The sequence below is a fragment of the Thalassobacillus sp. B23F22_16 genome (genome assembly GCF_043496955.1).
Classification (GTDB): Bacteria; Bacillota; Bacilli; order Bacillales; family Halobacillaceae; genus Thalassobacillus; species Thalassobacillus devorans_A.
In genome coordinates this window covers 1-25,889 of record NZ_JBIEKD010000017.1, presented here as the reverse complement: position 1 = coordinate 25,889, position 25,889 = coordinate 1, and the positions used below count along the sequence as shown (strand labels likewise).

The window sequence follows — 25,889 nt, the reverse complement described above, 5'->3', positions numbered from 1 at the left end:
GCCTGCTTTTCATATTGGGCCTTACCTCCTTTCTTTAATATCCATCTAATTGTTGACATGTTGTGATCAAAGGTATATATTTTGCATTAAGGAAACTTTTTAAGCATAAGGAAAAATCAGTCACCTTTATTTACCACGCCTATATACTAAAAGAAATATTTTTTTACCCAAAAAGTTGCACTAAGGAAAATTATATTCCTTATTTAAACTTTTATGGTTAAACGCTAAAATCCTAAAGGTTATTTATGTATAGGAAGCATAGAAGGAGGAGAATCCATGGAGAAAGCGGCTATTTCTATCAACGATCTGCACGTTTCCTATTATGGAAATGAAGCATTAAGAGAAATTAGTTTATCCGTACAACCAGGAAATCTGGTTGGAATTATCGGCCCTAACGGTGCTGGGAAGTCAACGCTTTTAAAAGCGATGTTGAACCTGCTCCCAAAGGATAAAGGGGATATAAAAGTATTAGGGAAGCCCGTAAAAGAAGTAAGGAAAAAGATCGCCTATGTACCACAACGCAATGATATTGATTGGGATTTCCCGATTACCGTACTTGATGCGGTACTTTTGGGCACTTACCCGAACCTTCAACTATTTAGGCGCCCTAAGAAAAAAGAAAAAGAATGGACATTGGAGTGTCTTCAACGGGTCGGCATGGAAGAATTCAAAAAGAGACAAATCGGTGAGCTGTCCGGCGGCCAACAGCAGCGTGTCTTTCTTGCCCGCGCATTAGCCCAAAAAGCAGAGTTATTCTGCCTTGATGAACCTTTTGTCGGAGTTGATGCTTCCAGTGAAGAAACGATTGTAACCATATTGAAAGAGCTTTGCATGCAAGGAAAGACGGTCATTGTCGTGCACCATGACCTTAGTAAGGCAAATGATTACTTCAGTCAACTCATCCTGTTAAACAAAGAGTTGATCAGCTTCGGTGGCGTTAATGAAGTAATTCAATCCAATATCATTGAAAGAGCCTACAAAGGCAAGTTTGCTTTTATGAAAGAGATGGGAGTGTAAGGGATGGCTTTTATTGAAGCAATTATGCAGTACGGATTTTTACAAAAAGCGTTATTAACTTCGATTATGGTAGGAATTATCTGTGGTGTGATTGGCTGCTTTATTATCCTCAGAGGTATGGCACTTATGGGAGATGCCATCTCTCATGCAGTGTTACCAGGCGTTGCGATTTCGTATATGCTTGGCATCAACTTCTTCTTCGGGGCTGTTTTCAGTGGTGTGTTTACAGCCATCGCAATCGGATTTGTCAGTCAGAACAGTCGGATTAAGCATGATACTTCCATAGGCATTATGTTCACTGCTGCCTTTGCGGCTGGGATAATCATCATAACCTTGCTAAAGAGCAGTACGGATTTATACCATATTCTGTTCGGAAACGTGCTTGCTGTCCGCTCATCAGATATGTGGATCACCCTTGCTATCGGGATCGTCGTGCTAGCAGCTGTATACCTCTTTTATAAAGAACTGCTGATTACATCGTTCGATGAAACAATGGGAGCGGCCTATGGCCTGCCAGTCCGGCTGATTCATTACTTTCTTATGACATTGCTGACGATGGTGACAGTTGCTTCTCTCCAAACTGTAGGTATAGTTCTGGTGGTAGCGATGTTAATTACGCCAGCAGCTGCTGCCTATCTATTAACGGATCGTTTATGGATGATGATTTTTCTAGCGTCTGGAATCGGCGTCATCTCCTCTATTGCCGGTCTGTACTTCAGTTTCACCTACAACCTGGCTTCAGGAGCAACGATTGTTATTTCAGCAACCGCCATCTTCGTTCTCGTTTTTCTATTCTCTCCAAAACATGGATTGTTATGGAAGATGTTAAGAGTCAAAAAGAAGAGAGCCTCACTTATTTAGTGTGAAATAAAAGAAAACAGGAGGAAAATAAATGATTAAGAAAAGGATTTTGCTTTTAGCAGCCTCAATTTTAACGCTTATGATGTTGGTTGCCTGCGGTGGCGAGGAAGCCACCGGAAGTTCTGAGAGTACTAATGGAAAGATTCAAGTCGTTACCACCTACTCGATCGTGTACGACATTGTTAAAAATGTAGGCGGGGACTTAGTGGAGATTCACAGCCTGGCACCGGTTGGGTCTAACCCTCATGAATATGACCCACTTCCGGAGGATGTTAAGAAAACAACGGATGCAGATGCTGTTTTCTATAACGGCTTAAACCTCGAAGCAGGAAACTCATGGTTTGACAACCTGATGGAAACAACCGGAAAAAATGGCGAAAATGCTCCTGTTTTCCTTATGAGTAAAGGGGTCGATCCGATGTACTTAACATCGAAAGGCAATCAGGGTGAGGAAGATCCTCATGCGTGGCTGGACATTCGTAACGGGATTAAATATGCGGAAAATGCAAGAGATGGCCTTATTAAAGTAGATCCTGAAAACGAAGAAGTCTATAAAGAAAATGCCGAACAGTATATTACGAAACTCAAAGAACTCCATGACAGTGCTGTAGAAGAATTCAACCAAATTCCTGAAGAAGAACCTGTACTTGTGACAAGCGAGGGAGCATTCAAATATTTCAGTGACGCGTATGGATTTCAGGCTGAATATATATGGGAAATCAACCAGGAAAACCAAGGAACTCCCGATCAAATTACAAGAATTGTAGATATCATCAACGACAAAGAAATCACCGGTCTATTCTTAGAAACCAGCATTGATCCGCGTAGCATGGAGGCAGTCGCTGCTGAAACCAATGTACCGATCAGGGGTACAGTGTTTACAGATTCTCTGGCCAAACCCGGTGAAAATGGCGATACGTATATTTCTATGATGGAATCGAACATTAAAACTATTAAAGAAGGTTTGGAACAGTAACTATAAAAAGCTGTCATCCACTTAGGATGACAGCCTTTTTATACGCTTTAATTAAAAGGAAACGCAACTAGTGCAAAAAAACTAGAAAGCAAAAGGGCCAGCCACACTTTCCCTACGCAAAAAAGCTTTCCGCCTTTTCCAGCATTTCTTCCTGATCGGGTGATAACTCATGCTCATCAACGATTGCATCGACCGGGCAAGCTGCAACACAAGCGCCACAATCTATACAAGTATTCGGGTCAATAAAATATTGATCCTCTCCTTTTTCAATACAATCGACCGGGCACACGTCCACACACTCTGCTGCCTTTTCATGACGGCACGGAGACGTTATTACAAAAGCCAAGATGATCCTCTCCTTTTCTCTCTGTTTTGATGCAGCATTTCAAATCTGTCTTAATCATCTATTTTCACTTCGTACTAAATTCCTCTTTGACTACCTTCGTATATTCTTCTTTATTCAGATTTAAAAAATCTAAAGCATTAAGCCCGAGAATTTTCCCTTTTTCTGCGTCACTTAATGTCGACAATCGGTCAACAACTTCTCCCGATGGTGCTTCACGTAATAAGAAAGGGTAATCAGAACCTGCTATGATTTGGTCGACTCCGAATTTCTCAATCATAAATTGCAAATTATCTTCATCGTAAACCAGGGAATCATAATATAGTAATTTCGCATAGTGACTTGGCGGTTTTTCCGTCTTTCTGATTTGCGGCCATACATTCCATCCTTTATCCATTCTTGGTAATAAATAAGGTAAAGAACCACCACCATGGGCAAAACATAATTTTAAGTTTGGATACCTATCCAGCATGCCGCTCATAATGATACTCCCGGCTGCCAAGGCTGTTTCGGAAGGCATCCCCACCATATACATAAAGTTATGGCGTGGCATCCGTTCTTTCCCTAACGTTGCCCAAGGATGAATAAACAACGGTACTTCCTGATCGTTTGCCGCTTTGAAGAATCGCTCTAATGAGTCATCATCCAAGTTCTTACCGTTCACGTTACTTCCTATTTCGATACCTTTCAGCCCCAGTTCATTGACCGCTCGATCCATTTCTTTTATAGCTGAATCAACATCTTGTAACGGGACGGTAGCTAACCCTATGAACCTATTTGGATGTTCACGTGTGACGGATGCAATGAAATCATTCTGGAACCTTGCCATTTCCAAGCCTTGCTCAGGATCTGCCCAATAACTGAAGGTAACTGGAATCGGGGACAAAACCTGAATATCAATACCTTCTTTGTCCATGTCACTCAGCCGCTTTTCTGCATTCCAGGTCTGGTCCGTTATCTCCCTGAATTTATTACCCTTAATCATGATATTGGCCCCGCAGTCACATGTTTTCTCTAACACAGGCCAGCGGTCATCGCCATATTTTTCGGCCAAATTCAGAAAATCCTCGGAAATGATATGTGTATGAAAATCAATGTTTAGGTCTGGTTTCACAACTGAACTCTCCCCACCTTCATAGTTTCGGAATAGAGAGACTAGCAAGCTAGTCTCTCATTTCTATTACTCTCCTATTTTCGTTCCATAAGTCAGGTAAGATTCCGGCGGTGTGCTTCCCCACATCTCCAGGCCTAGCTGACCAACATCCGAAGACCATTTGATCGGCTCCCAATCCGGGGAGAACATAAGGATGCCGCCAGTCCAGATTTCTACGCGGTGGCCAGAAGGTTCAAACACATAGATGAATTGCGCACCACTAGTTCCATGCTTACCAGGGCCCCATTCAATCTTAATACCATTCTCAGCCATAATATTGGATGCACGCAAAAGTTCATCCGGGGAATCCAGGTAATAGGCTAAATGGTGAAAAGCTGCCCCATCTTGATTGGAGTTTCTCATCAATGCAATTTCATGTGCAATATTTGTTCGGCTCAACCATGACCCTAATCGGACATCTTCCTGGTTTTGAATATAATAACGATGGTGAATACCGAGCAAGTCCGTCCACCATTGTTGTTCTTTCGCAACATCATTGACCATCAGATTGACGTGATCAAAGCGGCGTGGTGAAACACCTTTAGCCATATACTTACTTGGATGACTTGGCAAGTTGGATTTCAAAGCAGGATCATCCGTTACAAACAATTCTTTTTCCCAATATAATTCAACTGGTATTCCAGCAGGGGATTTAAACTGAAGCGTATCTCCTAATGCTTTCTTTTGTCCGCCATCTACCCAGTGATAGTCAATATTCATTACTTGTAATTGCTTTTCGAATAGCTCCAGGGACTCTTTTGTGCTAACACGCCAGCCCATGCGGTTGACTTCTGAAGTATTAGAGGCCTTCAGCACAAGCGTGTGGTGGTCAAAGTCCTGCCATGCCCGCAAATAGGCACGATCTCCGTCCGTCTCGGTTAATACAAGACCCATCACTTCAGTGAAAAACCATAGAGATTTCTCAAAATTAGTGACACTGATCTCCACATGGCCGATATGGGCAACCGTACGTAAATAAGTTTCCAGCCTTTCCCGCGCTGATTCCTTACTGATGATTTCTTCTTTTACTTTTGACATATATAGTTCCTCCTCTTTGATAAATCCGTCCTTATTTTATTAAGTGACGACTTTTTCTTTTTTCTTTTTATCCTTCCTGCTCATGATGGATGTACTATGAGCTGCGTGTAAGGATTCATCTGGATTGATATAAACTTTTGCGTTACTCACGGCAATCGGAGCCTCTCCAAAACCGGTTGCCATCAATTTAACTTTGCCCGGATAAGTTGATATATCTCCTGCCGCATAGATTCCAGGAATATTCGTTTCAGCTCTTGAGTTCACTAAAATTGAGTTCTTTTCTATCTCAAGGCCCCAGTCATTAATAGGCCCCAGATTGGATATAAAACCATAATTGACCAGGTATTCATCTGCCTTTAATTCCATAAATTCTTCCGTTTTGGCTTTTTTCAGTTTTACACAATCTATTTTTTCCTCTCCCAATAATTCACAGGGACTATACGGAGTTAGAATATTAACAGATGAATCCTTCAATAAATTGACACTATGTTCATGAGCCCTGAACCGGTCTCTTCGATGAACGATGTTTACCGATGAAGCAACATTCTCTAACATGAGCGCCCAATCTACCGCAGAATCTCCGCCGCCACAAACGACCACATCTTTATCTTTAAAATCATTAATATCCTCGATACTGTAATGAAGGTTCTTCCCTGTATAGTGTTCTTCTCTTTCTAAATTCATGTTGCGCGGCTTAAAGGCGCCATTCCCGGCCGTGACAATGATCGTCCTTGAATAATGAGTCTGGGTATTTGTTTTGATTGTGAAAATATCATTTTCTTTTGTGACTTCTTTGACTTCTTCACCCAGGCAAACCTCATTCTCAAATTGGTCCATTTGGACTTTTAACTGTTCGACTAGATCCTTCGCTTTCACCTTAGGAAATCCAGCGACATCATAGACGTATTTATCCGGGTATAACGCAGCCAGCTGGCCGCCTAGTTGAGGTAAACTTTCGATAACTTTCACGCTTGCCTGACGCATCCCTGCGTAGAAAGCAGTAAACATACCCACTGGACCACCGCCTACAATGGTAATGTCGTATACTTCGTGCTGATTACTCATACCATTCACCACCTCTCCTTAGGAAACTATTAGAGAATTAAACTAATTTTTCCGTGCGGCCTTAAACTATCGAGATTTAAGATCACTTTTTTACTTTTGATTGCAAGTTCTCCATTTTGCTGAACAATTTCGTATTTGTGTTTACCAACAAACGTATCTAACACTTCTCTTTTGGTTCGATGTGTTGTAAAATTGCACTCCACTGTAATCACATCAGACTCGACACCACTAACCAGAATGTTATGGTAATTTCGAAGTGTGGTGGAGTGCGGATATTCCACATGGGCTTCTTTCTTCAACAGGCGCTCCGCCCGCTCTTGCAGCCGTGAACGATTATCATGTACATAAAATAGAGATTCCGTCGGGCTGGCTTCGGGCTTGCCGATCGGCGGAACTTTATAGGTGCCGTCATCCGTAAACAATGCCGCCCATTCTTTCAGCTTCCATTCATCGAGTAATTTGGCTTCTTTATAAAGGAAATCAACCACATTTTGGCGTGTTAGCGCTACTACTGTCATGGCTGAGCAACCTCCTTCTTCATGGATTCCTCGATTCTGACCTTATACTGCCTCCAGAAGCTCCTCATTTGGAGTTCATCGGTTGCCATGGCATTTTCTTCTCCTCTAACCATGCCCTTAGAAATATCATTCCATTGCACTTCCTCGTTATTGTTATAGGCTTCCTGACATAGTTCCAATGCTTCGTTATCATCCGGAGTCGCAAATCCGCCTGGTCCCAAAAATTCAAGGAAGTTATTATTCCTGGCCATTCGATGCTCTTCATCTTCTCCTACAGGCGCTAAGGAATAGCCGGAGACTTCCATATATCCTGGACTCGACGGGTAGAACGTTCTTGCTGTAATCGCCATAATGTCGTTAATAACCAAATTAGGGAATATGATAATGTTCCGGTTGTAGTTCGCAATTCGATCGGCACGTTCTTCTCCGAACCTTTCCACTAATTTTTCTTTCATTTTCTCCATATCTTGTTTTAAATCTTCGCTCCAAATAGGTGTCCACTGAGCAACCGGTCTTCCCCAAGGTGCCACATATTCCATAACAGCGTGACCGTTACCCAGGTCTTTGCCTCTTCCTTCCAGCTTCACGCGTTTTAAACCAGGGTCCTGGGCTTGTTTAATATCGAAATAGGTTTTATGGGTAGGCATCCCGTGATAGAGGTCGACGCTATTTTCAGCTAGCAGCTTCCAATTTGCCCGGACACTGTATTCCTGCACTCCTCCGAGAACTTCCAATCCTGCTTCGGATTGATCTGCTGCCAGGTCAATATATTCCTTGGCATCCCCTAAGTAGTCATCCAGGGAAATAGCCTGATCGTCAAAGTTCACAAATATAAACCCACGATAGCTTTCTAATCGATTAACCGCTTTCATGTCTTTCTCGCCATCGCAGTTAAAATCATCAGGGAACCCATCTTTACCCGGCATACCATTCAATTGGCCATCATTTTTAAAGCTCCAGGCATGATAGAAACAACGAAACACCCTTGAATTACCTTCATTTTCTCTGGCGACAAGTGCACCCCGATGTGGGCATGTATTATACAGGGCTCTAATTTCACCGTCCTGACTATGGACAAGCAGTAAGTTGCGTCCACCTACTTTTTTCCTTTTGTAATCCCCTTTTTCAGGAACTTCCGTTTCGTGGCCAATAAATAACCAGCATTTATTAAAAATTTCTGCACGTTCTCTTGCCAGCATTTCTTTATCCGTAAAAACACTTCGATGAACAAGAAATTCATTTTTCTCCCGATTATCCCGGATTAATTCTTCCATTTTATTCACCTCATTTTTAGATTTTTAAAGCATTGTGTAGATCCCAGGTGTAGTATTTAATTTCCTTTTTTGTTAGCGCTTGCATTTATTCGAAAGATTTTTAAAGCTTGTCCTCCAAACTTAAGGCTTCCTTGTTTTTCACTTACACCTTGTAAACAATTACACAATTTTCCATTTCCTCCTTAGCTGGTTATCACTAAATTCATGTTGTTTAAATTGCTTACTTCTCATTATAAAAGTCAGAATTTTTAGATACCAATCGAATATTTCTTTGGTTTGCCACTAATATAAAAAAATAATTTATACAATAGTTTCTAAAATACTGAATTATCTGTAATCACAGTTGACAAGTTATCTTCTTTAAAAATATAATCATCGTATGCTTAATTCTGAAGGGAACTCCCCCATTAATTAGTAGATTTAGGAGTAATGGACCCTCCATTTTCTACCTTGTATCCAAGGTGATTACTTTCAAATTCAATGGCTCAGCCATCTTTGAAAGCGCTTTCTGTTTTATCAACCTTTTTTAGCTTCAGTTAAAACAGTTAAGCTTCTTTTATATGAAGACTCAGATAAGTTGTTTCCGTTAACGTTCAGAGCCTTTTAATAAGTAAGATTTAGGAGGAAACCAGATGAATGAATGCCAATTGAATACGTTTCTTACCATTGTGAAATATAAAAGCTATTCAAAAGCTGCTGAAGTTCTTGATGTCACCCAACCGACTGTTACCTCTCGAATAAAAGCTTTAGAAGAAATCTTGCAATGCCAGCTTTTTAAAAGAATCGGACACGAAATATATCTGACAGAAGAAGGAAATCTGTTTATCGAATACGCAAAAAATATCCTGTTATATATTAATCACTCCAAAGAAATTCCCAACATGGTTAAAGATCCAATCATCAAGGTCGGCTTCTCTCCCGGATACTCGCACTCTTTTATTGTAGAACTTTTAAAAACGATCAAATCAATCGGGGATATTGATGTTCAAGTGATCGAAGGGTATGATTCTGTCAGTTTAAATGAGCGAGCTTTATCAGGAGAGGTTGATTTAATCTTTACTAGAAATGCACTATCAAATAATCAAGACATTACTTCCGAATACTTATTTGAAAATAATTTGGTGGTGGTCCTGCCTAAAGAGCATGCCTTATGTCAAAAACAATCTCTGGATGTAAAAGACTTAAGTGGAGAAACAATCATCAGTTATCGAAGAAATTCCACTTTATGGAATTTAATTGATAAACAACTTAATGGCGCCCAGAATATTACCCGCATGGATGTCGATAATAACGAAATGCTTCTAAATGCGGTGGCCAATGAAATCGGGATAGGTATAATCCCTAAACTTGGGGTTGATAGGAGGTACGAGAGTGAAGTGGAAGTCCGGGAAATCGATGAAATTTATAATATACCCAATCATGTGTACGTCCAATTTCGCAATAATTCCCGCATCGAGAGTCTGGCTAAAAAAATTATTTACTCGATCATCAATCATAAATATACAGAGGCCCAATAAAGCACAGAGACGATTCTGCAGCTTCCAAAATTGGAAGTCAGAGAATCGCCTCTGTGTTTTTCTTATTTTCCTAATGCTTTGGCACTTGTACCACCGATGGACCAATGCGTTTTTGGCACTTCGTTGACAAGAACGCGTACATTTTCTTTAGGAGCACCCAGTGACTCACTGACAGTGTCAGTCAGGTTCTTCATCAGTGTTTCAATTTGTTCGGGATCTCTTCCCTCCATCATTTGTACATTGATAATCGGCACATCCATCACCACCTCTAAAGAGTTCCAATTATTCTTTCACGAAAAATGAGACGTTACCTAATCCGCCGTATTCGGCTTGGACAAAGTCACCTGGAGATAGTCGTACGGCTGCAGTGACACCGCCGGTTAAAATCGGCTGTCCCGCTTTTACTTTTTCTCCCTTTTTACTTAACATATTGGCGAGTCTGGCTACTGAATTGGCTGGGTTTCCAAGCACAGCGGCTCCTGCTCCCAATGATTGGATTTCTCCATTGATCGATAACGTCACACCGACCACATCAAGGTCCAGTTCATCAGGTTTTCTAAAATAGGTTCCAAATACAGCACCAGCCGCAGAGGTATTATCTGCAATGACATCCGGCAGTGTAAAATTGAAGTTCTCATATCGGCTGTCGATTATCTCTATCGCCGGGAATACATATTCTGTCGCTCGCAGCACATCCAATGCGGTCACGTTTGGTCCTTCCAGGTCCCTTGCTAAAATAAAGCCGATTTCTGGTTCCACTTTGGGATGAATATAATCAGAGATGGAAATGGAATCTCCATCCTCGACTACCATATTATCGAATACATATCCATAGATGGGATCATCTACATCCATCTGCTTCATTTTAGCCTCACTGGTTATCCCCATTTTCGGGCCAATGATTTGATAGCCATCTTCAATTTTTTGGCGAACCAGTTCTTCTTGAATGATGTACCCTTCATCAATCGAAAGTTCCGGATATAAATTGGCCGTAATTTTTGTTATTTCTCGTTTTTCTTTTTCTGCACCATGTACGTAATCAGCAAGCTCTTTAATTAGATGATTATCCATAATATTACCCTCCTTTACTCCGTGAATGAAACATGCACTTCTCCCAGCTCAGCAAACTTTGCGTAAAAATGATCACCAGGTTCAGCAGGCATGGCTGCAGATAATGCTCCTGATAGAATGATTTCCCCTGCTTTTAATGTAATGTCATAATCAGCCAGTTTGTTGGCGAGCCAGGCCACACATTTTACCGGGTCTCCTAAAGCCGCGGCACCAACACCTGTGTTTAATAATTCATCATTTTTATAGAGGGCCATCCCCATTTGCTTCAGGTTTACGTCTTCCACTTTTTTCGGTCTTCCCCCGAGGATATACATTCCTGACGAGGCATTATCGGCCACGGTATCAGCTAACGTGATCTTCCAATCTTTAATGCGACTGTCTACGATTTCAAGGGCCGGAACAATAACATCCGTTGCTTTTAATACATCTAAGGACGTTACGTTAGGTCCGACTAAATCTTCTTTTAAGATAAAGGCGATTTCCCCTTCTACTCTTGGCTGTAACACTTGCCTGGAGGAAATCTCACCTCGGTTCGGACATTCCATTTCGTCTAATAAATGGCCATAGTCCGGTTCGTTGACACCTAACGATTCTTGCATGGCTTTGGATGTCAGGCCGATTTTCTTCCCGGTTATCCGTTGCCCTTGTTTTACTTTTTGATCTACCGTGTGCAATTGAACCTGGTAGGCTTCATCAAGGGAGAGCCCAGGATCCAGCTCCGTGATTGGCTGAACCCCTCCCCCGTTACTCCACGCCTCTGACAAGTGTTTCGCATAAGTTTCCTTTTTCGTTACGTTATCTGTTTTCACTGTCATCCTCCTACATTTTTAACGTTATATTAGTTAATTCAGAGTAGAAATCAAAACTGTGAGCGCCACCTTCACGGCCAACACCACTGCGCTTCATTCCTCCGAAAGGTGTACGTAAGTCGCGCAGGAACCATGTGTTCACCCACACCATACCAGCTTCGATTTGTGCGCTGAAGCGGGTAGCACGTTTGATATCACTCGTCCAAAGGCTTGCACTTAAGCCATAATGCGTATCATTCACTTGTTCGAGCACCTCTTCTTCGGTATCAAACGGCACAACGGTTACCACCGGTCCGAAGATTTCTTCGCGTACACACCTGGCCTCACTTCCAAGCCCTGTAATAATCGTCGGTTCCACGAAGAACCCTTTATCAAATCCTTCTGCAGGCTTACCGCCGGTCAGGAATGTACCGCCTTCTTCTTTGGCAATATCCAGATAGCTGACTACTTTGTTATAGTGTTCTTCACTGACCAATGCTCCGACGTTTGTATCCGGATCAAAAGGATCCCCAACTTTAAGTTCTTTCGTTTTTGCTGCAAATCGTTCCAGGAATTCATCGTAAGCAGAACGTTCTACATAAATTCTTGAACCGCACAAGCAAACTTCCCCTTGGTTAATAAAGCTGGATTTTATTGTAGTTTCAATGACATCATCCAGATCAGCATCGGCAAATATAATGTTCGGATTCTTACCGCCTAGTTCAAAGGATAGTTTCTTTAATGTTGGCGCGGCAGACTTCATAATGGCAGTACCAGTAACTGTCTCACCAGTAAAGGCAATGGCATCCACATCATCATGTGAAGAAAGGGCAGCACCTGTTTCTCCAAAGCCATGAACCATATTGATCACGCCATTCGGGACACCAGCCTCCTTACAAATCTCAGCCAGCACTGTTGCGGTCATTGGAGTTACTTCCGATGGCTTCATGACAGCTGTATTCCCTGCCGCTAGAGCCGGGGCCAGCTTCCAGGTCATCAGGAAGAGTGGCAAGTTCCACGGATTAATGAGTCCCACAACACCAACTGGACGGCGCACGGCATAATGAATTGCGATATCATCCTGTTGATAAGCCTCGGTGCCAACGGATGTCATATAATCAGCAAAGAAATAGAAATTATTGGCTGCTCGATCAATATCAACTTTATTCGAAAGCCATAGTGGTTTACCTGTATCCAGGGATTCGAGCTCGGCGAGTTCTTCTTTTCTCTCCAAAATCAAATCACCGATCTTGCGGATGATATTCGATCGTTTCTTTAAAGGCATGTTACCCCATTCACCCTTAAGCGCTTTTCTGGCAGCACTTACTGCCTGATCGACTTCTTCTTTCCCACCTTCCGCAACAGTTCCCAATACTTCTTCTGTTGCCGGATTAACATTTTCAAACGCTTTCCCGTTGTTTGACTGCACATAGGCACCATTAATGTAATGGGTACAATCAATCGCTTTTGTTTTTGTCGTTTGCATATAGAAAGCCTCCTTATTTTTTTCGGAAACCTAAATACAGGTTCCGATAAATGGATAACAAAAATCTCTCAAAAATCCTTTTTGTTGAGTACAGGTTCATTATAGAAACTATTAAGAATTTAAAAAAGATTCCCGTTCCTCTATACGCAACAAAAATAAAAATAATCAAAATTTTCTACGATTACTATTTAGAAAGTGCCCATAATTCTATATAATTAGCGTATATTCCATCTATCAACCGTTCCATAAACCGTTCCTGTATAAAGAACTACATTTACAAGAGGTGAAAAACATGCCAAAAAAGAAGCAGCCGCAAACACTGTCTTCTGTAAAAAATGCATTACTTATACTAAAAAGCTTTTCCACCTATGAACCGACCAAAAAAGTGAGTGAACTGGCAGAATCCTTAGGACTGGCTAAAAGCACAGTCAGCCGGTTACTATCCACACTTGCCAGTGAAGGGTTTGTCATTAAAGATCAAAAAACAAACGCCTATAGACTAGGCATGTCAGTCCTCACACTTGGCGGCATTGTTACCAATAACCTGGAGATCCATAAAGAATCCGCTCCTGTTCTATATAAACTAGTCAATGATACCGGGGAAACAGCACACTTAGCGATCATGGATGGTCTCGATACGATTTATATCCATAAAGAGGAATGCAATCATCCTGTTAGGATTCTGACGCATCTCGGAAGGCGAAACCCTTCCTACTGTACAAGTTCAGGAAAAGTACTACTCGCTTTTAGCGACGATCATGTGGTAGAAGCTGTCATCAACCAGGGGTTAGTTCCCTATACAGAGAACAGCATCACCGATCCTGACCTGCTTCAAGAAGAACTGACATCGATACGTGAAAAAGGGTACGCGGTAAGTACCGAGGAATTAACAGAAGGAACGAAGTCAGTTGCTGCCCCGATCCGGGATTACCAGGGAAAAGTGGTCAGCGCGATTACCGTTGTTGGACCGATCCAGCGGATGAAAGACAAAAAAATACCTGATATCGCCAAAAAAGTGATGGAAGCTGGAAAAGAGGCCTCAGAACGCTTGGGGTATGACGAACGTTATTTTAAGCGCTTTTAGTCACATGAGATTATCAAAGGGTTTTAAGTGAAAACACAAAAAAGGCGCCTTCCCCCTTTACCACACTGGGGAAGGCACCGAATTTTTCTCAAAATTACCATAAAAATTCTTCATCTCTTTGATTTCGACACTCGTTACATCTCTTTGGGTATACAAAACCTTTTTGTTTATAAAATTTCTGTTCACCTACTGTAAAGAGGAAGCGCTCCCCACATTCATAACATTTCAATAGGAGATCCTGGGGAGCCTCTCCCTCCAACATTTCCTTTGTTGATTCTTCCCTTTTTAATTTTACTTGATGATCAATTGGTTCGTTTAATTCCAGTGCTTTAATAGTCTCCTGAATTTTAGCTTTCACCTTTTTGTAATCAATTTCAGCCCATGTTTTCAAGTATGGTATGTACCTTTTGTCTTGTGTCTCTTTCACTTTTTCAAGAAATAAAAGAATCATTTCTCGATTACGATCTTTTAAATAAGTCATGTCTGGATGACTAATTCCTTGCTCTGCCCACTGCTGCCATTCACGCAAAATTTCATCGGCCATCTGATCACGCTCAATATGCCAGCCTCTTTCCGTAAAAATAATCATCGGTAATTTTCCGCTGTACTGAATATCCAAGAAATCGTAATCAATCATCCACTCTATTTTATTCTGGACCTCTTCCAGTTTTTCTGACTTAAAATAGCCATAGACTGGACACTTATCCAATTTCAATTGTAATACCTTTTTCTCACGCGATCCTTTCAAAATCTTAGCAAGAAGCGTTCGTCCTCCTGTTGCTATAATTTCATCGGCTGCTCGTAATATCGCTCTTTTTTCTTCTTGCGATAAGTGATTGTTGTTTGATTTCTTCAAAATGACAACTCCTCACTTTTCAATCATTTTTTTTATGATGACTTACCCAATAATCCCTATGAATAACAACCTTCTGATTACTATTGGCTTTAATCATTGCTTCTGTGCTGGACAATCCCTTAATTTCTGATAATTGATTAGAAGAAAAGTTCACACTGCCTCTTCCAATAAGTTGCCCCTTTAGGTTAATTACCTCTACTACATCATTGGCTCTAAAGTTACCAATGATGCTGGTTATACCCGCAGGCAGGAGACTTTTACCATGCCTTACGATAGCCGCTTCAGCCCCATGGTCTACTTCTATTTTTCCATTGGGAATGGAGTGGAGTGCCAGCCACTGTTTAGTATTCTTCATACTGCTCTGGGAGCTGCTTCCTATATATGTTCCATCGCCTTTTCCAACCAGGATATCAACCAACTTTTCATGTCCTGTTCCAGACCCAATAAATACTTTTACCCCTAACGCTAATGCTGTGCGGGCTGCCTCTATTTTCGATTTCATCCCGCCAGTGCCCACTTTTGAACCGGCTCCAGAAGCACCTTTTACTAAATCATCATCGACCTCTTGAATGAAGTTATATTTCTTTGCATTTGGGTGCGTGTTTGGATTTTGATCATATATACCATTAATATCTGTCAGTATCATTAAGAAATCGGCGTGCACAAGCCCACTAACGAGCGCGGATAACATATCGTTATCGCCAAAGGTTAATTCTTCAACGGCCACGGAATCATTTTCATTAATAATGGGTGTGACATTACGTTTTAACAGTTCCGATAAGGTGGCATGGGCATTTTGATATTGTTCTTTGTGCAGGAAGTTTTGCCTCGTTAACAGTAATTGTGCAGCAACAACCCCATGTCTTCTAAACTCTTCGGTATACCCTTGCAAAAGTTGTCCTTGCCCTACCGCTGCGGCTGCTTGTTTACCGGAAATCGTTACCGGACGTGAGGAATAACCAAGATCTTTAAAGCCCGCCGCAACGGCACCGGATGATATCAAAATCACTTCGTGTCCAAGCTTCTTGAGACGTGCCAGCGCATCAACGTGCTCACGCAGCTTATCATTACTTAGTCCACCATTTGCATTTGTTAAAGAGCTGCTGCCTATTTTGACAACGATCCTTTGCTTCTTCATTCTCCATCCACCACCCAAATAGTAAACATTTAAAGTGTAAAAAACGCCCTTCTCCCCTTTCACATGGGATAGAAGAGCATTTTCTTATTAGTACTTCCTGAACTAATGTTACTTTCAAATATCTATGTTCCATAGCATACAGGTTATAAAACCATATTAGTCTTCTATATTAATAGAATATTATGAAATATTTATAATAAAGAGTCAATGTCAAAGTTAGGTTTTCTTCCCGAAATCAAATACGATTTTATAGTTTTCATCCAATACTAGTGCCGTGCTGAATCGTTTCTTTCCTTTAAATCCTTTCAAAACATTGGTACGCTTCTTCTGACACAATGTCTTTATCATATTCTGAGTCAGTATCTTCCCTGCCAGTTTCTTCGGGAAAGTCACTGTACATCCTTTTTTGTAGTCCGAACACGCGTAGAATTTGTAGCGATCGACAATCGATCCATTCTCACAGGCAGGACATTTGGCAATCGGTTCGTTCCACTTGCGTTTCTCAGGTTCACCGGTACTCCTGACGTTAACCTGCTGGATGATATCCGGTGTTTCCTGAATTAATTTATCTATGAATTGGCGGGTCTGTTTGATAAAGACTTGCTTCGAGCCATCGCCGCTTCCGATTTTCTTTAAATAGGACTCCCATTTGGCTGTCATCGAGGGACTGGATAGGAGTGTTCCTTCAATCGCCTCACAGAGCATGATCCCTTTCTCGGTGATCGACACGTTGTTCCGCTTCACTTCTATATATTTCTGAGCTTTGATTGTTTCAATAATACTCGAGCGGGTGGCTTCTGTCCCGAGACCTTCGACTACCTTCAAAATCTCGACATCCGCTTCATTATCCACCAATTTGCCGCACGTCTTCATCATATTAATCAGCTGACCTTCGGTGTAGGGCTTCGGTGGCTGTGTCATACTTTCCTTTATATGAAGTTTGGCATCTACCTGCTCCCCTTTTTGTACCCCAGGGAGATCAGTCTCTTTCTCCTGCTTCGACTTCAAGGGCTTTGGAAACAGTTCCTTCCACCCTCTGTCGACATCTCTTTTTCCGGTAGACTTGAACGGTAACTCATGCACATGGGTGAAAATCGTCGTCTCCTCATAAACATAGTCCTTGTGAAACATCGCAAGGGTCGTCGCCAAAATTTCATTGTAAATATTACGTTCTTCACGGCTTAACCCACTCAGCTTCTTTTCGGTAGGAACGGATTTTGTCGGTATGATCGCATAGTGTTCCTGCACCTTGCTGCTGTCCACATACCGCTTGCTAGGTCTCAAAGACGATGCTGTAAAAGAAACGTTCAACGCCTGCTGATACCCTTTTAAATTTTTAACCAAATAGGAAAACTCGCTGTCGGTAATAAAATTGCAGTCCGTTCTTGGATAACTGACAAGCCGTTTTTCATAGAGTTTCTGCATTGTTTTGAGTACTTGCGACGGAGAATACTTCCAACGCCGGTTCGCGACACTTTGCAAGGTGGAAAGGGAGTGGAGCTTTGGCGACTTTATCCGCTTCGTTTTTTTATCCAGCCGCTCGACAATGCCTTTATAAGCTTCCTTCTCCTGCAATTGATGCTTGTCCAGCACAGCCTGGACCTTCGCTTTATCCTTTTCCTTTATCTCAGCCAGTCCTTTATATGTACCTGCCTGGGAGTTGAAAAGTCCCTCAATCTGATAAAATGGTTCCGGCTTGAAATTCTCTATCTCTTTATGGCGTTGATAAATCAAATAAACCGTCGGCGACTGTACTCGTCCGATGGTAAGGTAGCTTCCATACCCTTTCTTCTGCAGCAGCAGGGTGAATAGCCGACTAGCATTGATTCCTACCATCCAGTCACTGATTTGACGGGCTTTCGCTTCATCAAATAAACGTAAATCTTTCTCGTTAGTTTGCAGCTGCCTGAATCCTTTTCGCACTTCATCCTTTTCAAGCGAGTTGATCCATAAGCGTTGAATCGGTTTTCCTTTAACTCCAGTCAGCTTAAGGATACTATAAAAAATATTCGAGCCTTCCCGATCGACATCCGCCGCATTGACGATGATATCCGCCTGTTGGAACAACTTCTTGACCGCCTGGAATTGTTCCCATTTCCCTTTCGCTACTTTTTCCAGAAACCGTTCCGGAACAATCGGCAATTGGTCCATCTTCCACTTCTTCCACTCGGGTTTATAATCGTGGGGTTCCTTCAATTCCACGAGATGCCCTACTCCCCACGTGATCGTCGCCCCATTTGGGAATGTATCGTCCGCCTTAAGCTGGATGTATGTTTTTGTCTTCTCCTGTATCGTAAACGCTTCGGCATATGCTTTTGCCTGGGAGGGTTTTTCCGCTAAGATGACTACTCTTGCCACGTCCTCGTACTCCTTTCGATGAATGACTGTTGAGGTTCGATGAAAAATTAATAAGTGGAAGGGGATTGTAATGAAGATATTTAATAGAGGTGTCCGGAGATTAAATTGAGGAGATAAAACATCATTTCTAAGAACATATATTCCCATCTATTATACTATAAGTGAATCATGAAAGGGAGGGAAAATACTCATTTCTCTTTTTTAATATATAAAAAAGCAGGCACCTGTGATCGGTTCCTGCTTTATTTGCATTCAGATTATAAGTTATTTTGTGTTTTCATTAAAGTGGACCGTATCTTTTAAATCATTGCTATCATCTAACGACTTACTGCTGGTCATCTTTTTCACAAACTCCTTAACGGTCTTGACGTTCACGCCGGACTCCCAGTATTCAGCGATTTCTGGTGTCACTTTGACTAGTACAACATTCGGATCATCGGGTGAAGTGTTCAGTAATCGTCCTAGTATTTTATTCCAATAGTCTTTCTTCTTATCTTCATCCTGAACAAATTCAGCAGAGCCGCTGATCGATACATAGGAACTCCCTGCGTATGCCAGGTTAACGGCAGAATTACGTTCGATATCCCTATACTTTTCGGTATCTTTTTCGGTAAGGAACCAGATTTCTTCCTTATCCATATCCATTTCTACTTCCTGGGTACGCATCGGCCGGGACATCAGCTTGCCTTCTGGAGTTAACGTGGTCAGCATCGCTACCTTCTCATCTTTAATCAAGTCTTTAATTTTCTTGATGGTTTCCTGGTTTTCTGAAGTTTGGTTTGCCATTTATGTTTCCCTCCTTATCGTTGTAAGCTACTGCTCTCCTATTCCAAAGAATCAAAGCAGTAAACCTTCTATCTTTTTCTTCTTGTTCCCGAATAGACATAAATTTACACGTTCATTCTTTAGTTGGGGAAGCACGAGCACCACTCTTTTCCAGCGCTCTCTAGCGCGACTTTCTCTTGCACTTTTCGTTTGATACCATTAAAGTATATATTGGTTGAAATCCAGCCTAAGTGGATATAGATAAGAAGCAGAAATATTTTACTTTTAAATTTTGGAACGACCGCGTTCCTTAAGGAAAGGTTCAGATATAGTATGAAAGATAACTTTTGGCATGAGTTGCCGCGACCGTTTTTTGTTCTTGCGCCAATGGAAGCAGTGACGGATGTCGTTTTTCGTCATGTCGTGAGTGAAGCAGCAAGACCTGACGTGTTTTTTACAGAGTTTACGAATACAGAGAGCTACTGCCACCCGAGAGGGAAAGACAGCCTGCGGGGACGTCTGACGTTCACGGAAGATGAGCAGCCGATTGTCGCCCATATCTGGGGAGATAAGCCCGAGTACTTCCGTGAAATGAGTATCGGTATGGCAGAGATGGGCTATCGAGGCATTGATATCAACATGGGCTGTCCTGCGCCCAATGTCGCAACGAAAGGGAAAGGCTGTGGACTGATCCGCCGTCCCGATGTTGCAGCGGAACTCATTCAGGCTGCCAAAGCGGGAGGACTGCCCGTCAGCGTGAAGACCCGTCTCGGTTACACCGAAGTGGATGAATGGCATGACTGGCTGAAGCACCTGTTGGAACAAGATATCGTCAACCTTTCCATTCACCTCCGTACGAAAAAAGAAATGAGTAAAGTCCCGGCGCACTGGGAGCTGATCCCCGAGATCAAGAAGCTCCGTGATGAAGTGGCACCTGATACGCTTCTGACGATTAACGGGGATATTCCAGACCGTCAGAAAGGGCTGGAGCTCGTGGAAAAATACGGCGTGGACGGCGTAATGATCGGCCGCGGGATCTTCCATAACCCGTTTGCTTTTGAAAAAGAGAAAAAAGAGCACACAAGCGAAGAACTGCTCGACCTCCTTCGCCTGCAGCTCGATCTTCATGATAAATATTCCGAAGAACTCGAGCCGCGTCTCTTCAAACCGCTCCTCCGCTTTTTCAAGATATATGTCCGCGGATTCCGGAGAGCAAGTGAGTTAAGGAATCAGCTGATGAACACAAAATCCACCGATGAGGTACGTGCTCTGCTTGATGAGTTTACGGAGGAACATGGTGGCGTGACAGAAGAGAAAAGTTTTTCTATTTCGTAATAAGTTTAATTCCAGGAGAGAAAAGCCAATCGAGCTTTTCTCTATTTTTTTGACCTTATGTATTCCTAAAAGGTAACGAGTAAATAAAAGTGCCTGCTCCCACTGTGTTATCACTTTAGTACAGTGGGGCAGGCACTTATTAATCTCCCAGTTACAAGGGTAACCCTTTGGATTCTTACATATTTTTCAACATTTCTTCAATCACATGACTGGAGTTCTTCGCTGCTTCTTCTACGAAGTTTTCTTGTATTCCTGCTGCTTCTTCTCCTGCATCATCGGAAGCTGAGCGAATGACTACGTACGGGATTTCATTTAAGTAGGCAACTTGTCCAACAGCCGCTCCTTCCATTTCAACAACATACGCATCAAACGTTTCATAAATCCAGTCCGTTTTTTCTTTGCTTGCAATGAATTGGTCTCCTGTCGCAATCGGTCCCTTGAATACATCAACATAATCAGGAAGACCTTTCGTACCTTTCTTAGCAAGCTGAATCAGTTCTTGATCCGCTTCAAAATACCTTGTATCCATATATGGAATTTGTCCTGGCTTAAAATCTTTAGCCGTCTCATCCATATCGTGATGCACGGTCTTTGTGGAAATAACGATATCTCCAAGACCTAGATCAGGATGAACCCCGCCTGCAACGCCAGAGTTAATCAATATATCTGCATCAAAATCACTGATGAGCATTTGAGCTGCAGATGCTGCATTCACTTTCCCGATTCCCGATTTCACCAGTACAATAGGCTGGCCTTCTAAATTTCCTTCATAAAAGGTTAAGGTCCCTTTTTCCGTTGTCTCTTCCACATCCATATGAGAATGAAGAATGTCAATTTCTACTTCCATTGGACCTATGATTCCCACTACTTTTTCTTCCTCTTTGTCAGCCGCTCCTGTAGCCTCGGGCTGGTCCCCACACCCCGCAAGCATGAAAGCTAAGATCACGATCCCAAATAAACTACTTATACGTTGTTTTAAATTCATGTTATTATTCCTCCCACTCTTAAATACGAACATTAATAAAAACAAAACTTATAATGTACGTGTTTTATTTTACACAACTCACTATTTCTTGCCAACCTTTCTTTTTAAATTTGTATAACACGAATTTATTCTGATGTCTTACGATCATCACCCACCATGCAAAAGCAGTACTAAAAAAAGACTACTTCCCTACAAAAAGGAAATAGTCTTTACTAGAGTTTCCCGTGTACTAAAAATCAGCTGGAATAAACCTGGTACTATTGTGTATCGTTAAGCACTAGTTTCTATTCTTTCTTTCCTCACTTTGACCTCTTTCTTTTTGTTGAATGCAAAGTGGTCTTTTTCAACGAGTAAGGAGACAAACAGACTTCCGATAATGGCCCATAATGGTGCACCGATATTGAAGAAGTTCACGCCTGACATTCCGATGATTAATGCAAAGAATGCACCCATTTGAAACTTAGTATCGGAGAACGCTGTTTTCAGTGAGTTGATGAGAACCCTTAGCATAGCCAGGCCGGCAATGACCGTAACGATGACGCTCGGCATGGCAGTGACAAATGGAACAACGACCGCTGCAAATAAGCCAAAGCTTGCGAAAAACACGCCGTTCATGACCGATGCTGCATAGCGGCTATCTTTTTTACCGACTTCGTCCGCGGAACAGATGGCCGTCATTGGTCCTGCGATGCTGATTGCATGCCCGCCAAACAGTGAAGCGAATAGTCCAACCGAAGAACCATATACCGCCATGCCCGTCGTTGGCGGTTTATAACCTTGAGCCATTAGTATCCCTGTCACTTGAGCATTTTCCGCACAGATAATCAACAGTGTCAGTGGAATACTAATCGACACAATCGCCTCCCAACTAAATGCGGGCATCACAAGTTCTGGAAGCACAAACATACGCTGAGCAGCTGGATATTCAAAAGCATTTGTAAAGATCGCCACAACTACCGAAACGATTAACGCAGACAATACAGGTGGAACCTTTCTAAGGTATCGTGATGAAAGTAAAAACGCGAGGATCGCTGAGCCTGCGAGTAACGGTGCGAGAGTTATCGATGTAATCATGTCTATCGCAAATTGGATCATCACACCAACAATCATTCCCATAACAATCGGAAGAGGGATCCATTTCAGTACCTTTTCAATTAATCCCGTAGAACCAAGGAGGATAACAAGAATATTTGCTATGATATATGCTCCCACCGCTTCATGGATAGAAAAGTGATTTAAGGACCCCGCCATTAGTACAGCGCCAGCGATTGTATGGGCTACGGAAATAGGCTGGCGATACTTTAATGCGATAAATATGCCGAGTAATCCACTAAAAAAATAAACAGCAAAAATCCAGCTGATCGCTTGTGTATACGTTAATCCACCATTCGTTGCCGCTCCGATGATAATTAATGCAGGCCCAGTGCATCCAAAAATAGCTGCGACTAAACCCGAACTAATGGCATTAATGTTCAAATTCTGAGGTAGCTCTTTTAGATTTGTCGGAAAACGATTCTCTTCCATATAATCTCCTTTCTAATAATGCCTAATAAGTGTCAGCCTTGAAGAAGATGTTCAAGAAGGCACGTAACCCATCTGAGCGGAAATTAGCCGATCCCTTTTTCACGTATTTCATCTTTACTGGATAGACCAATATTCTGACTAGTCGCTTGCTCCTTTATATTAGAAGCTGAATATTTATCAGCAATCAATGATAACCCGATTGCAGCCACAATACTAACAATGGAAAATACGAGGAAATTCATGAATTCAGGTAGAGCTAATGTCAACAAGAACCCTCCTAAAATCGGTCCAGTCATACCGCCAAATCGACCAATTCCTGAAGCCACCCCTAAACCTGTTGATTTCATTTCTGAAGGGTAGAACGATGTAACATAAGCTTGAATTAAAACTTGAGCACCTGTTGTAGCAGCACCCGCAATGGCTACTAATATAAAGATATAAAATGTACTCCCGCCAAACCCTAGTAAAGCTAACGCAATGGCTCCGGAAATATAAGAAGCCATAATAACCTTTTTAGAACCATATTCTTCACAAAGACTACTAAGAGCAAGGATTCCGATAATAGCTCCTCCTTGAAGCGCGATCAGGAAACCTAAACTGGAATTTAGTCCATAACCAGTTTCGATCATTAACTTCGGTAACCAGGTATTTAATCCATATACCATTAAGAGAGCACAGAAGAATGCTATCCAGAATCCGATAGTACTGAGTGCACGATGCTCCTTAAACAGTCCCGCAACAGGTACTTTTGTTTGTGTTACTTTTACTTCCTCAATTTCATCCGTCATCTTGAATGTTGAACCAGGGCTTACTTTGGCAAGCGTGGAAAACAGTTCTTCTTTTTTACCAGTACGGATGAGATATTTAGAAGATTCCGGAAGTTGCTTCATCATAAAAGGAATAGCTAAAAGTGGCAGACCCGCTACAATAAATACAGACCGCCATCCAAATCCCTCAATTAAAAGAACTCCAACAGTCGGTGCAAGTGCTCCACCGATGGCAAAGCTGACTAATGTATAAGACACTAACTTAATTTTCATTTTTTTAGGAGCATAATCCGAAACTAAAGCGGCAACATTCGGCATAATGCCTCCAAGACCTAATCCTGCGATAAAACGAAAAATAGATAAAGTCACTGCTGAGTTTGCCAAACCACAAAGTAGAGTGAATAAGCTAAATAGAAGTACGTTGATAATAATAACTTTCTTTCTTCCAATACGGTCTGCCAGTATACCAAAGATAATGGCCCCAAATACCATGCCGAAGAGACCATAACTTGCTATTGATCCTGCCTCAACAGCATTTAACCCCCAGTCTTCCATTATGAGTGGTAAAGCTGTCCCATAAACAGCCAAATCATATCCATCGAATAAAATGATCAAGAAACTCCATAAAAACAAACTTAAATGTAAGCGGTTAAATTTACTGTCAGCAATAATTTGATCTGGATTTACTTTTGCCATACACATCTCCTCTTTCCATTAAAAGATTTTTGAAATTTTTCAAGTAGTATCATTTTGAAAAACAATAATTAACCTCCTTTAATAATAGGTATCACCTCAATCCTTCCTTTCAGTAAACCTATTATATGGGCATGTAATTGATAAGATAAGATTGAGATTTCTCTATACGCAACAAAAATTGAAAAAATTTAAATAATTTAGAAAATACAATCAATTACCAGAAAACTAATTTACTGATGGTGTAGAAAGCTTAAAGAGATGACGTCACTACTCCTTATGGGAAGTTTTAACAAAGGGACAAGAGGGAACTTCTCTGACATAGGAAGGGAGGAAATAAAATATGAGTAAAACAATTTTCATCACTGGTGCAGGAAGCGGTTTAGGGAAAGGCACAGCAATCGGATTAGCTAAAAAATGCCATCACGTGATTGCAGCGGTTGAGATTATCTCCCAAATTACTAGTTTAAGAGAGGCAGCTTCAGAAGCTGGGGTAGAATTAGAGGTAATTAAATTAGACATTAAAAATAAGCGTGATCAGGAGTTAATTAATGAGTACGATTATGATATTTTCGTAGCCAATGCAGCTATTGGTGAAGGCGGGCCCATTGCGGAGGTTCCAGTAGATCGTGTCCGGGATATATTTGAAACAAATGTTTTCAGCACACTGGAAAACGCTCAAATTGCAGCTAAGAAATTCGTAGAAAAGAAAGCGGGAAAAATTGTGTTTTTGAGCTCAATTGTAGGGATTGTCGGTATGCCGTACCTCGGTCCCTATGTAGCTTCTAAGCATGCAGTCGAAGCGCTAGCAAAGACAATGAAAGCTGAACTTGAAGAATTTAATGTCCAGGTAGCTACGATTAACCCTGGACCATTTGAAACCGGCTTTAATGACCGTATGTTTGAAGAAAAGCATAAATGGTACGATGAAAACAAAAACTTCACACCAAGAGAATCGATTGCTGAAACGGAGAAAATTTTAGACGATCAATACGATCCACAGGATATGATCGATAAAATGGTAGAGGTGATCGAATCCGATCATCATGCTTACCGAACAGCCTATCCTCAGGAGGCAGAAGATATGATGAAAGAGGAAGAAAAGAAGAATTGGGAAGCGAAAATATAATTGCTTTTTGAAAGTGCCTGACCCACTGGCCTTGCACGACTGTTAAATTATGTATGATTTAGGAGCTTTCTCCAGAGGCTCCTATTTTTCTTTACGAAAAACAAAAAAAGCCCTAATGTAGAAGTAACAGACCTAAGCTGTTCCCTAA

The 25,889-nt window shown here is 41.6% G+C and carries 24 protein-coding genes; 7 read left to right on the top strand and 17 right to left on the bottom strand.

What is annotated here, in order from left to right:
• The first annotated feature begins 276 nt into the window (after nucleotides 1–276).
• The 3 genes from ACGTNI_RS13705 to ACGTNI_RS13695 are packed head-to-tail and all read left to right on the top strand — an operon-like array spanning nucleotide 277 to nucleotide 2,854.
• A complete protein-coding gene (locus tag ACGTNI_RS13705) occupies nucleotides 277–1,017 on the top strand; it encodes a metal ABC transporter ATP-binding protein (RefSeq protein ID WP_394463321.1) in 741 nt (246 codons plus the stop codon).
• A gap of 3 nt (nucleotides 1,018–1,020) precedes the next feature.
• A complete protein-coding gene (locus ACGTNI_RS13700; protein WP_394463319.1) occupies nucleotides 1,021–1,878 on the top strand; it encodes a metal ABC transporter permease in 858 nt (285 codons plus the stop codon).
• A 31-nt stretch (nucleotides 1,879–1,909) separates the two neighbouring features.
• The gene (locus tag ACGTNI_RS13695) at nucleotides 1,910–2,854 is read left to right on the top strand and encodes a metal ABC transporter solute-binding protein, Zn/Mn family (protein WP_394463317.1); all 945 of its coding nucleotides are present in this window, start codon (nucleotides 1,910–1,912) and stop codon (nucleotides 2,852–2,854) included.
• Nucleotides 2,855–2,966: 112 nt separating this feature from the next.
• Here ACGTNI_RS13695 and ACGTNI_RS13690 read toward each other — a convergent pair whose 3' ends face one another.
• From ACGTNI_RS13690 to ACGTNI_RS13665, 6 genes are all read right to left on the bottom strand, one after another.
• The gene (locus ACGTNI_RS13690; protein WP_062440287.1) at nucleotides 2,967–3,200 is read right to left on the bottom strand and encodes a ferredoxin family protein; all 234 of its coding nucleotides are present in this window, start codon (nucleotides 3,198–3,200) and stop codon (nucleotides 2,967–2,969) included.
• 64 nt (nucleotides 3,201–3,264) lie between these two features.
• Entirely contained in the window at nucleotides 3,265–4,311 is a 1,047-nt protein-coding gene (locus tag ACGTNI_RS13685; protein WP_394463314.1) for an amidohydrolase family protein, read from the bottom strand.
• Between the two features lie 66 nt (nucleotides 4,312–4,377).
• On the bottom strand, nucleotides 4,378–5,388 hold the full coding sequence (locus ACGTNI_RS13680) for a VOC family protein (protein WP_394463312.1): 1,011 nt from the start codon (nucleotides 5,386–5,388) through the stop codon (nucleotides 4,378–4,380).
• Between the two features lie 39 nt (nucleotides 5,389–5,427).
• Nucleotides 5,428–6,453, bottom strand: a complete 1,026-nt coding sequence (locus ACGTNI_RS13675; protein WP_394463310.1) for an NAD(P)/FAD-dependent oxidoreductase — start codon at nucleotides 6,451–6,453, stop codon at nucleotides 5,428–5,430.
• A gap of 29 nt (nucleotides 6,454–6,482) precedes the next feature.
• Complete coding sequence (locus ACGTNI_RS13670) at nucleotides 6,483–6,971, bottom strand: aromatic-ring-hydroxylating dioxygenase subunit beta (protein WP_085505233.1); 489 nt, start codon at nucleotides 6,969–6,971, stop codon at nucleotides 6,483–6,485.
• Nucleotides 6,968–8,245 carry an aromatic ring-hydroxylating oxygenase subunit alpha gene (locus ACGTNI_RS13665; protein ID WP_394463307.1) on the bottom strand — a complete coding sequence of 426 codons (1,278 nt, stop codon included), beginning with the start codon at nucleotides 8,243–8,245 and terminating at the stop codon, nucleotides 6,968–6,970. Before ACGTNI_RS13665 ends, ACGTNI_RS13670 begins: the two co-directional genes overlap by 4 nt.
• A gap of 632 nt (nucleotides 8,246–8,877) precedes the next feature.
• Between ACGTNI_RS13665 and ACGTNI_RS13660 the strand changes: the two genes are divergently transcribed.
• A complete protein-coding gene (locus ACGTNI_RS13660) occupies nucleotides 8,878–9,762 on the top strand; it encodes a LysR family transcriptional regulator (protein ID WP_394463305.1) in 885 nt (294 codons plus the stop codon).
• A gap of 62 nt (nucleotides 9,763–9,824) precedes the next feature.
• On the opposite strand, the gene ACGTNI_RS13655 is transcribed toward ACGTNI_RS13660, so the two are convergent.
• From ACGTNI_RS13655 to ACGTNI_RS13640, 4 genes are read right to left on the bottom strand one after another with little or no spacing between them, the layout of a single operon-like run.
• Nucleotides 9,825–10,016: a 4-oxalocrotonate tautomerase gene (locus ACGTNI_RS13655; protein ID WP_062440323.1), complete on the bottom strand. Its 192-nt coding sequence runs from the start codon at nucleotides 10,014–10,016 to the stop codon at nucleotides 9,825–9,827.
• 28 nt (nucleotides 10,017–10,044) lie between these two features.
• Nucleotides 10,045–10,833: a 2-keto-4-pentenoate hydratase gene (locus tag ACGTNI_RS13650; protein ID WP_394463303.1), complete on the bottom strand. Its 789-nt coding sequence runs from the start codon at nucleotides 10,831–10,833 to the stop codon at nucleotides 10,045–10,047.
• 14 nt (nucleotides 10,834–10,847) lie between these two features.
• Nucleotides 10,848–11,642 carry a 2-keto-4-pentenoate hydratase gene (locus tag ACGTNI_RS13645; protein WP_394463301.1) on the bottom strand — a complete coding sequence of 265 codons (795 nt, stop codon included), beginning with the start codon at nucleotides 11,640–11,642 and terminating at the stop codon, nucleotides 10,848–10,850.
• Between the two features lie 10 nt (nucleotides 11,643–11,652).
• A complete protein-coding gene (locus ACGTNI_RS13640) occupies nucleotides 11,653–13,107 on the bottom strand; it encodes an aldehyde dehydrogenase (RefSeq protein WP_394463299.1) in 1,455 nt (484 codons plus the stop codon).
• 292 nt (nucleotides 13,108–13,399) lie between these two features.
• Here ACGTNI_RS13640 and ACGTNI_RS13635 point away from each other — a divergent pair, with 292 nt between their 5' ends.
• On the top strand, nucleotides 13,400–14,191 hold the full coding sequence (locus ACGTNI_RS13635) for an IclR family transcriptional regulator (protein ID WP_394463297.1): 792 nt from the start codon (nucleotides 13,400–13,402) through the stop codon (nucleotides 14,189–14,191).
• A 94-nt stretch (nucleotides 14,192–14,285) separates the two neighbouring features.
• Here the strand turns inward: ACGTNI_RS13635 and ACGTNI_RS13630 are convergent, their stop codons facing one another.
• The 4 genes from ACGTNI_RS13630 to ACGTNI_RS13615 all read right to left on the bottom strand — a co-directional run bounded on the left by ACGTNI_RS13630 (nucleotide 14,286) and on the right by ACGTNI_RS13615 (nucleotide 19,329).
• Nucleotides 14,286–15,047, bottom strand: coding sequence for an RQC-minor-1 family DNA-binding protein (locus ACGTNI_RS13630; protein ID WP_394463295.1), 762 nt, complete (start codon nucleotides 15,045–15,047; stop codon nucleotides 14,286–14,288).
• Nucleotides 15,048–15,066: 19 nt separating this feature from the next.
• Nucleotides 15,067–16,185 carry a glutamate 5-kinase gene (gene proB / locus ACGTNI_RS13625; RefSeq protein ID WP_394463292.1) on the bottom strand — a complete coding sequence of 373 codons (1,119 nt, stop codon included), beginning with the start codon at nucleotides 16,183–16,185 and terminating at the stop codon, nucleotides 15,067–15,069.
• 216 nt (nucleotides 16,186–16,401) lie between these two features.
• Nucleotides 16,402–18,543: a type IA DNA topoisomerase gene (locus ACGTNI_RS13620; protein ID WP_394463289.1), complete on the bottom strand. Its 2,142-nt coding sequence runs from the start codon at nucleotides 18,541–18,543 to the stop codon at nucleotides 16,402–16,404.
• A 264-nt stretch (nucleotides 18,544–18,807) separates the two neighbouring features.
• Nucleotides 18,808–19,329 (bottom strand): pyridoxamine 5'-phosphate oxidase family protein, encoded by a 522-nt coding sequence (locus ACGTNI_RS13615; RefSeq protein WP_394463287.1) that lies wholly within the window; start codon nucleotides 19,327–19,329, stop codon nucleotides 18,808–18,810.
• 312 nt (nucleotides 19,330–19,641) lie between these two features.
• On the opposite strand from ACGTNI_RS13615, the gene ACGTNI_RS13610 reads away from it, so the two are divergent.
• Nucleotides 19,642–20,643, top strand: coding sequence for a tRNA dihydrouridine synthase (locus ACGTNI_RS13610; RefSeq protein WP_394463285.1), 1,002 nt, complete (start codon nucleotides 19,642–19,644; stop codon nucleotides 20,641–20,643).
• 175 nt (nucleotides 20,644–20,818) lie between these two features.
• Here the strand turns inward: ACGTNI_RS13610 and ACGTNI_RS13605 are convergent, their stop codons facing one another.
• The 3 genes from ACGTNI_RS13605 to ACGTNI_RS13595 all read right to left on the bottom strand — a co-directional run bounded on the left by ACGTNI_RS13605 (nucleotide 20,819) and on the right by ACGTNI_RS13595 (nucleotide 24,615).
• The gene (locus ACGTNI_RS13605) at nucleotides 20,819–21,628 is read right to left on the bottom strand and encodes a 5'-methylthioadenosine/adenosylhomocysteine nucleosidase (RefSeq protein ID WP_394463283.1); all 810 of its coding nucleotides are present in this window, start codon (nucleotides 21,626–21,628) and stop codon (nucleotides 20,819–20,821) included.
• A gap of 270 nt (nucleotides 21,629–21,898) precedes the next feature.
• A complete protein-coding gene (locus ACGTNI_RS13600) occupies nucleotides 21,899–23,152 on the bottom strand; it encodes a benzoate/H(+) symporter BenE family transporter (protein ID WP_394463281.1) in 1,254 nt (417 codons plus the stop codon).
• 83 nt (nucleotides 23,153–23,235) lie between these two features.
• Entirely contained in the window at nucleotides 23,236–24,615 is a 1,380-nt protein-coding gene (locus ACGTNI_RS13595; protein WP_394463279.1) for an MFS transporter, read from the bottom strand.
• A 340-nt stretch (nucleotides 24,616–24,955) separates the two neighbouring features.
• Here ACGTNI_RS13595 and ACGTNI_RS13590 point away from each other — a divergent pair, with 340 nt between their 5' ends.
• Nucleotides 24,956–25,741, top strand: coding sequence for an SDR family oxidoreductase (locus ACGTNI_RS13590; RefSeq protein WP_394463277.1), 786 nt, complete (start codon nucleotides 24,956–24,958; stop codon nucleotides 25,739–25,741).
• The last annotated feature ends 148 nt before the right edge of the window (nucleotides 25,742–25,889 follow it).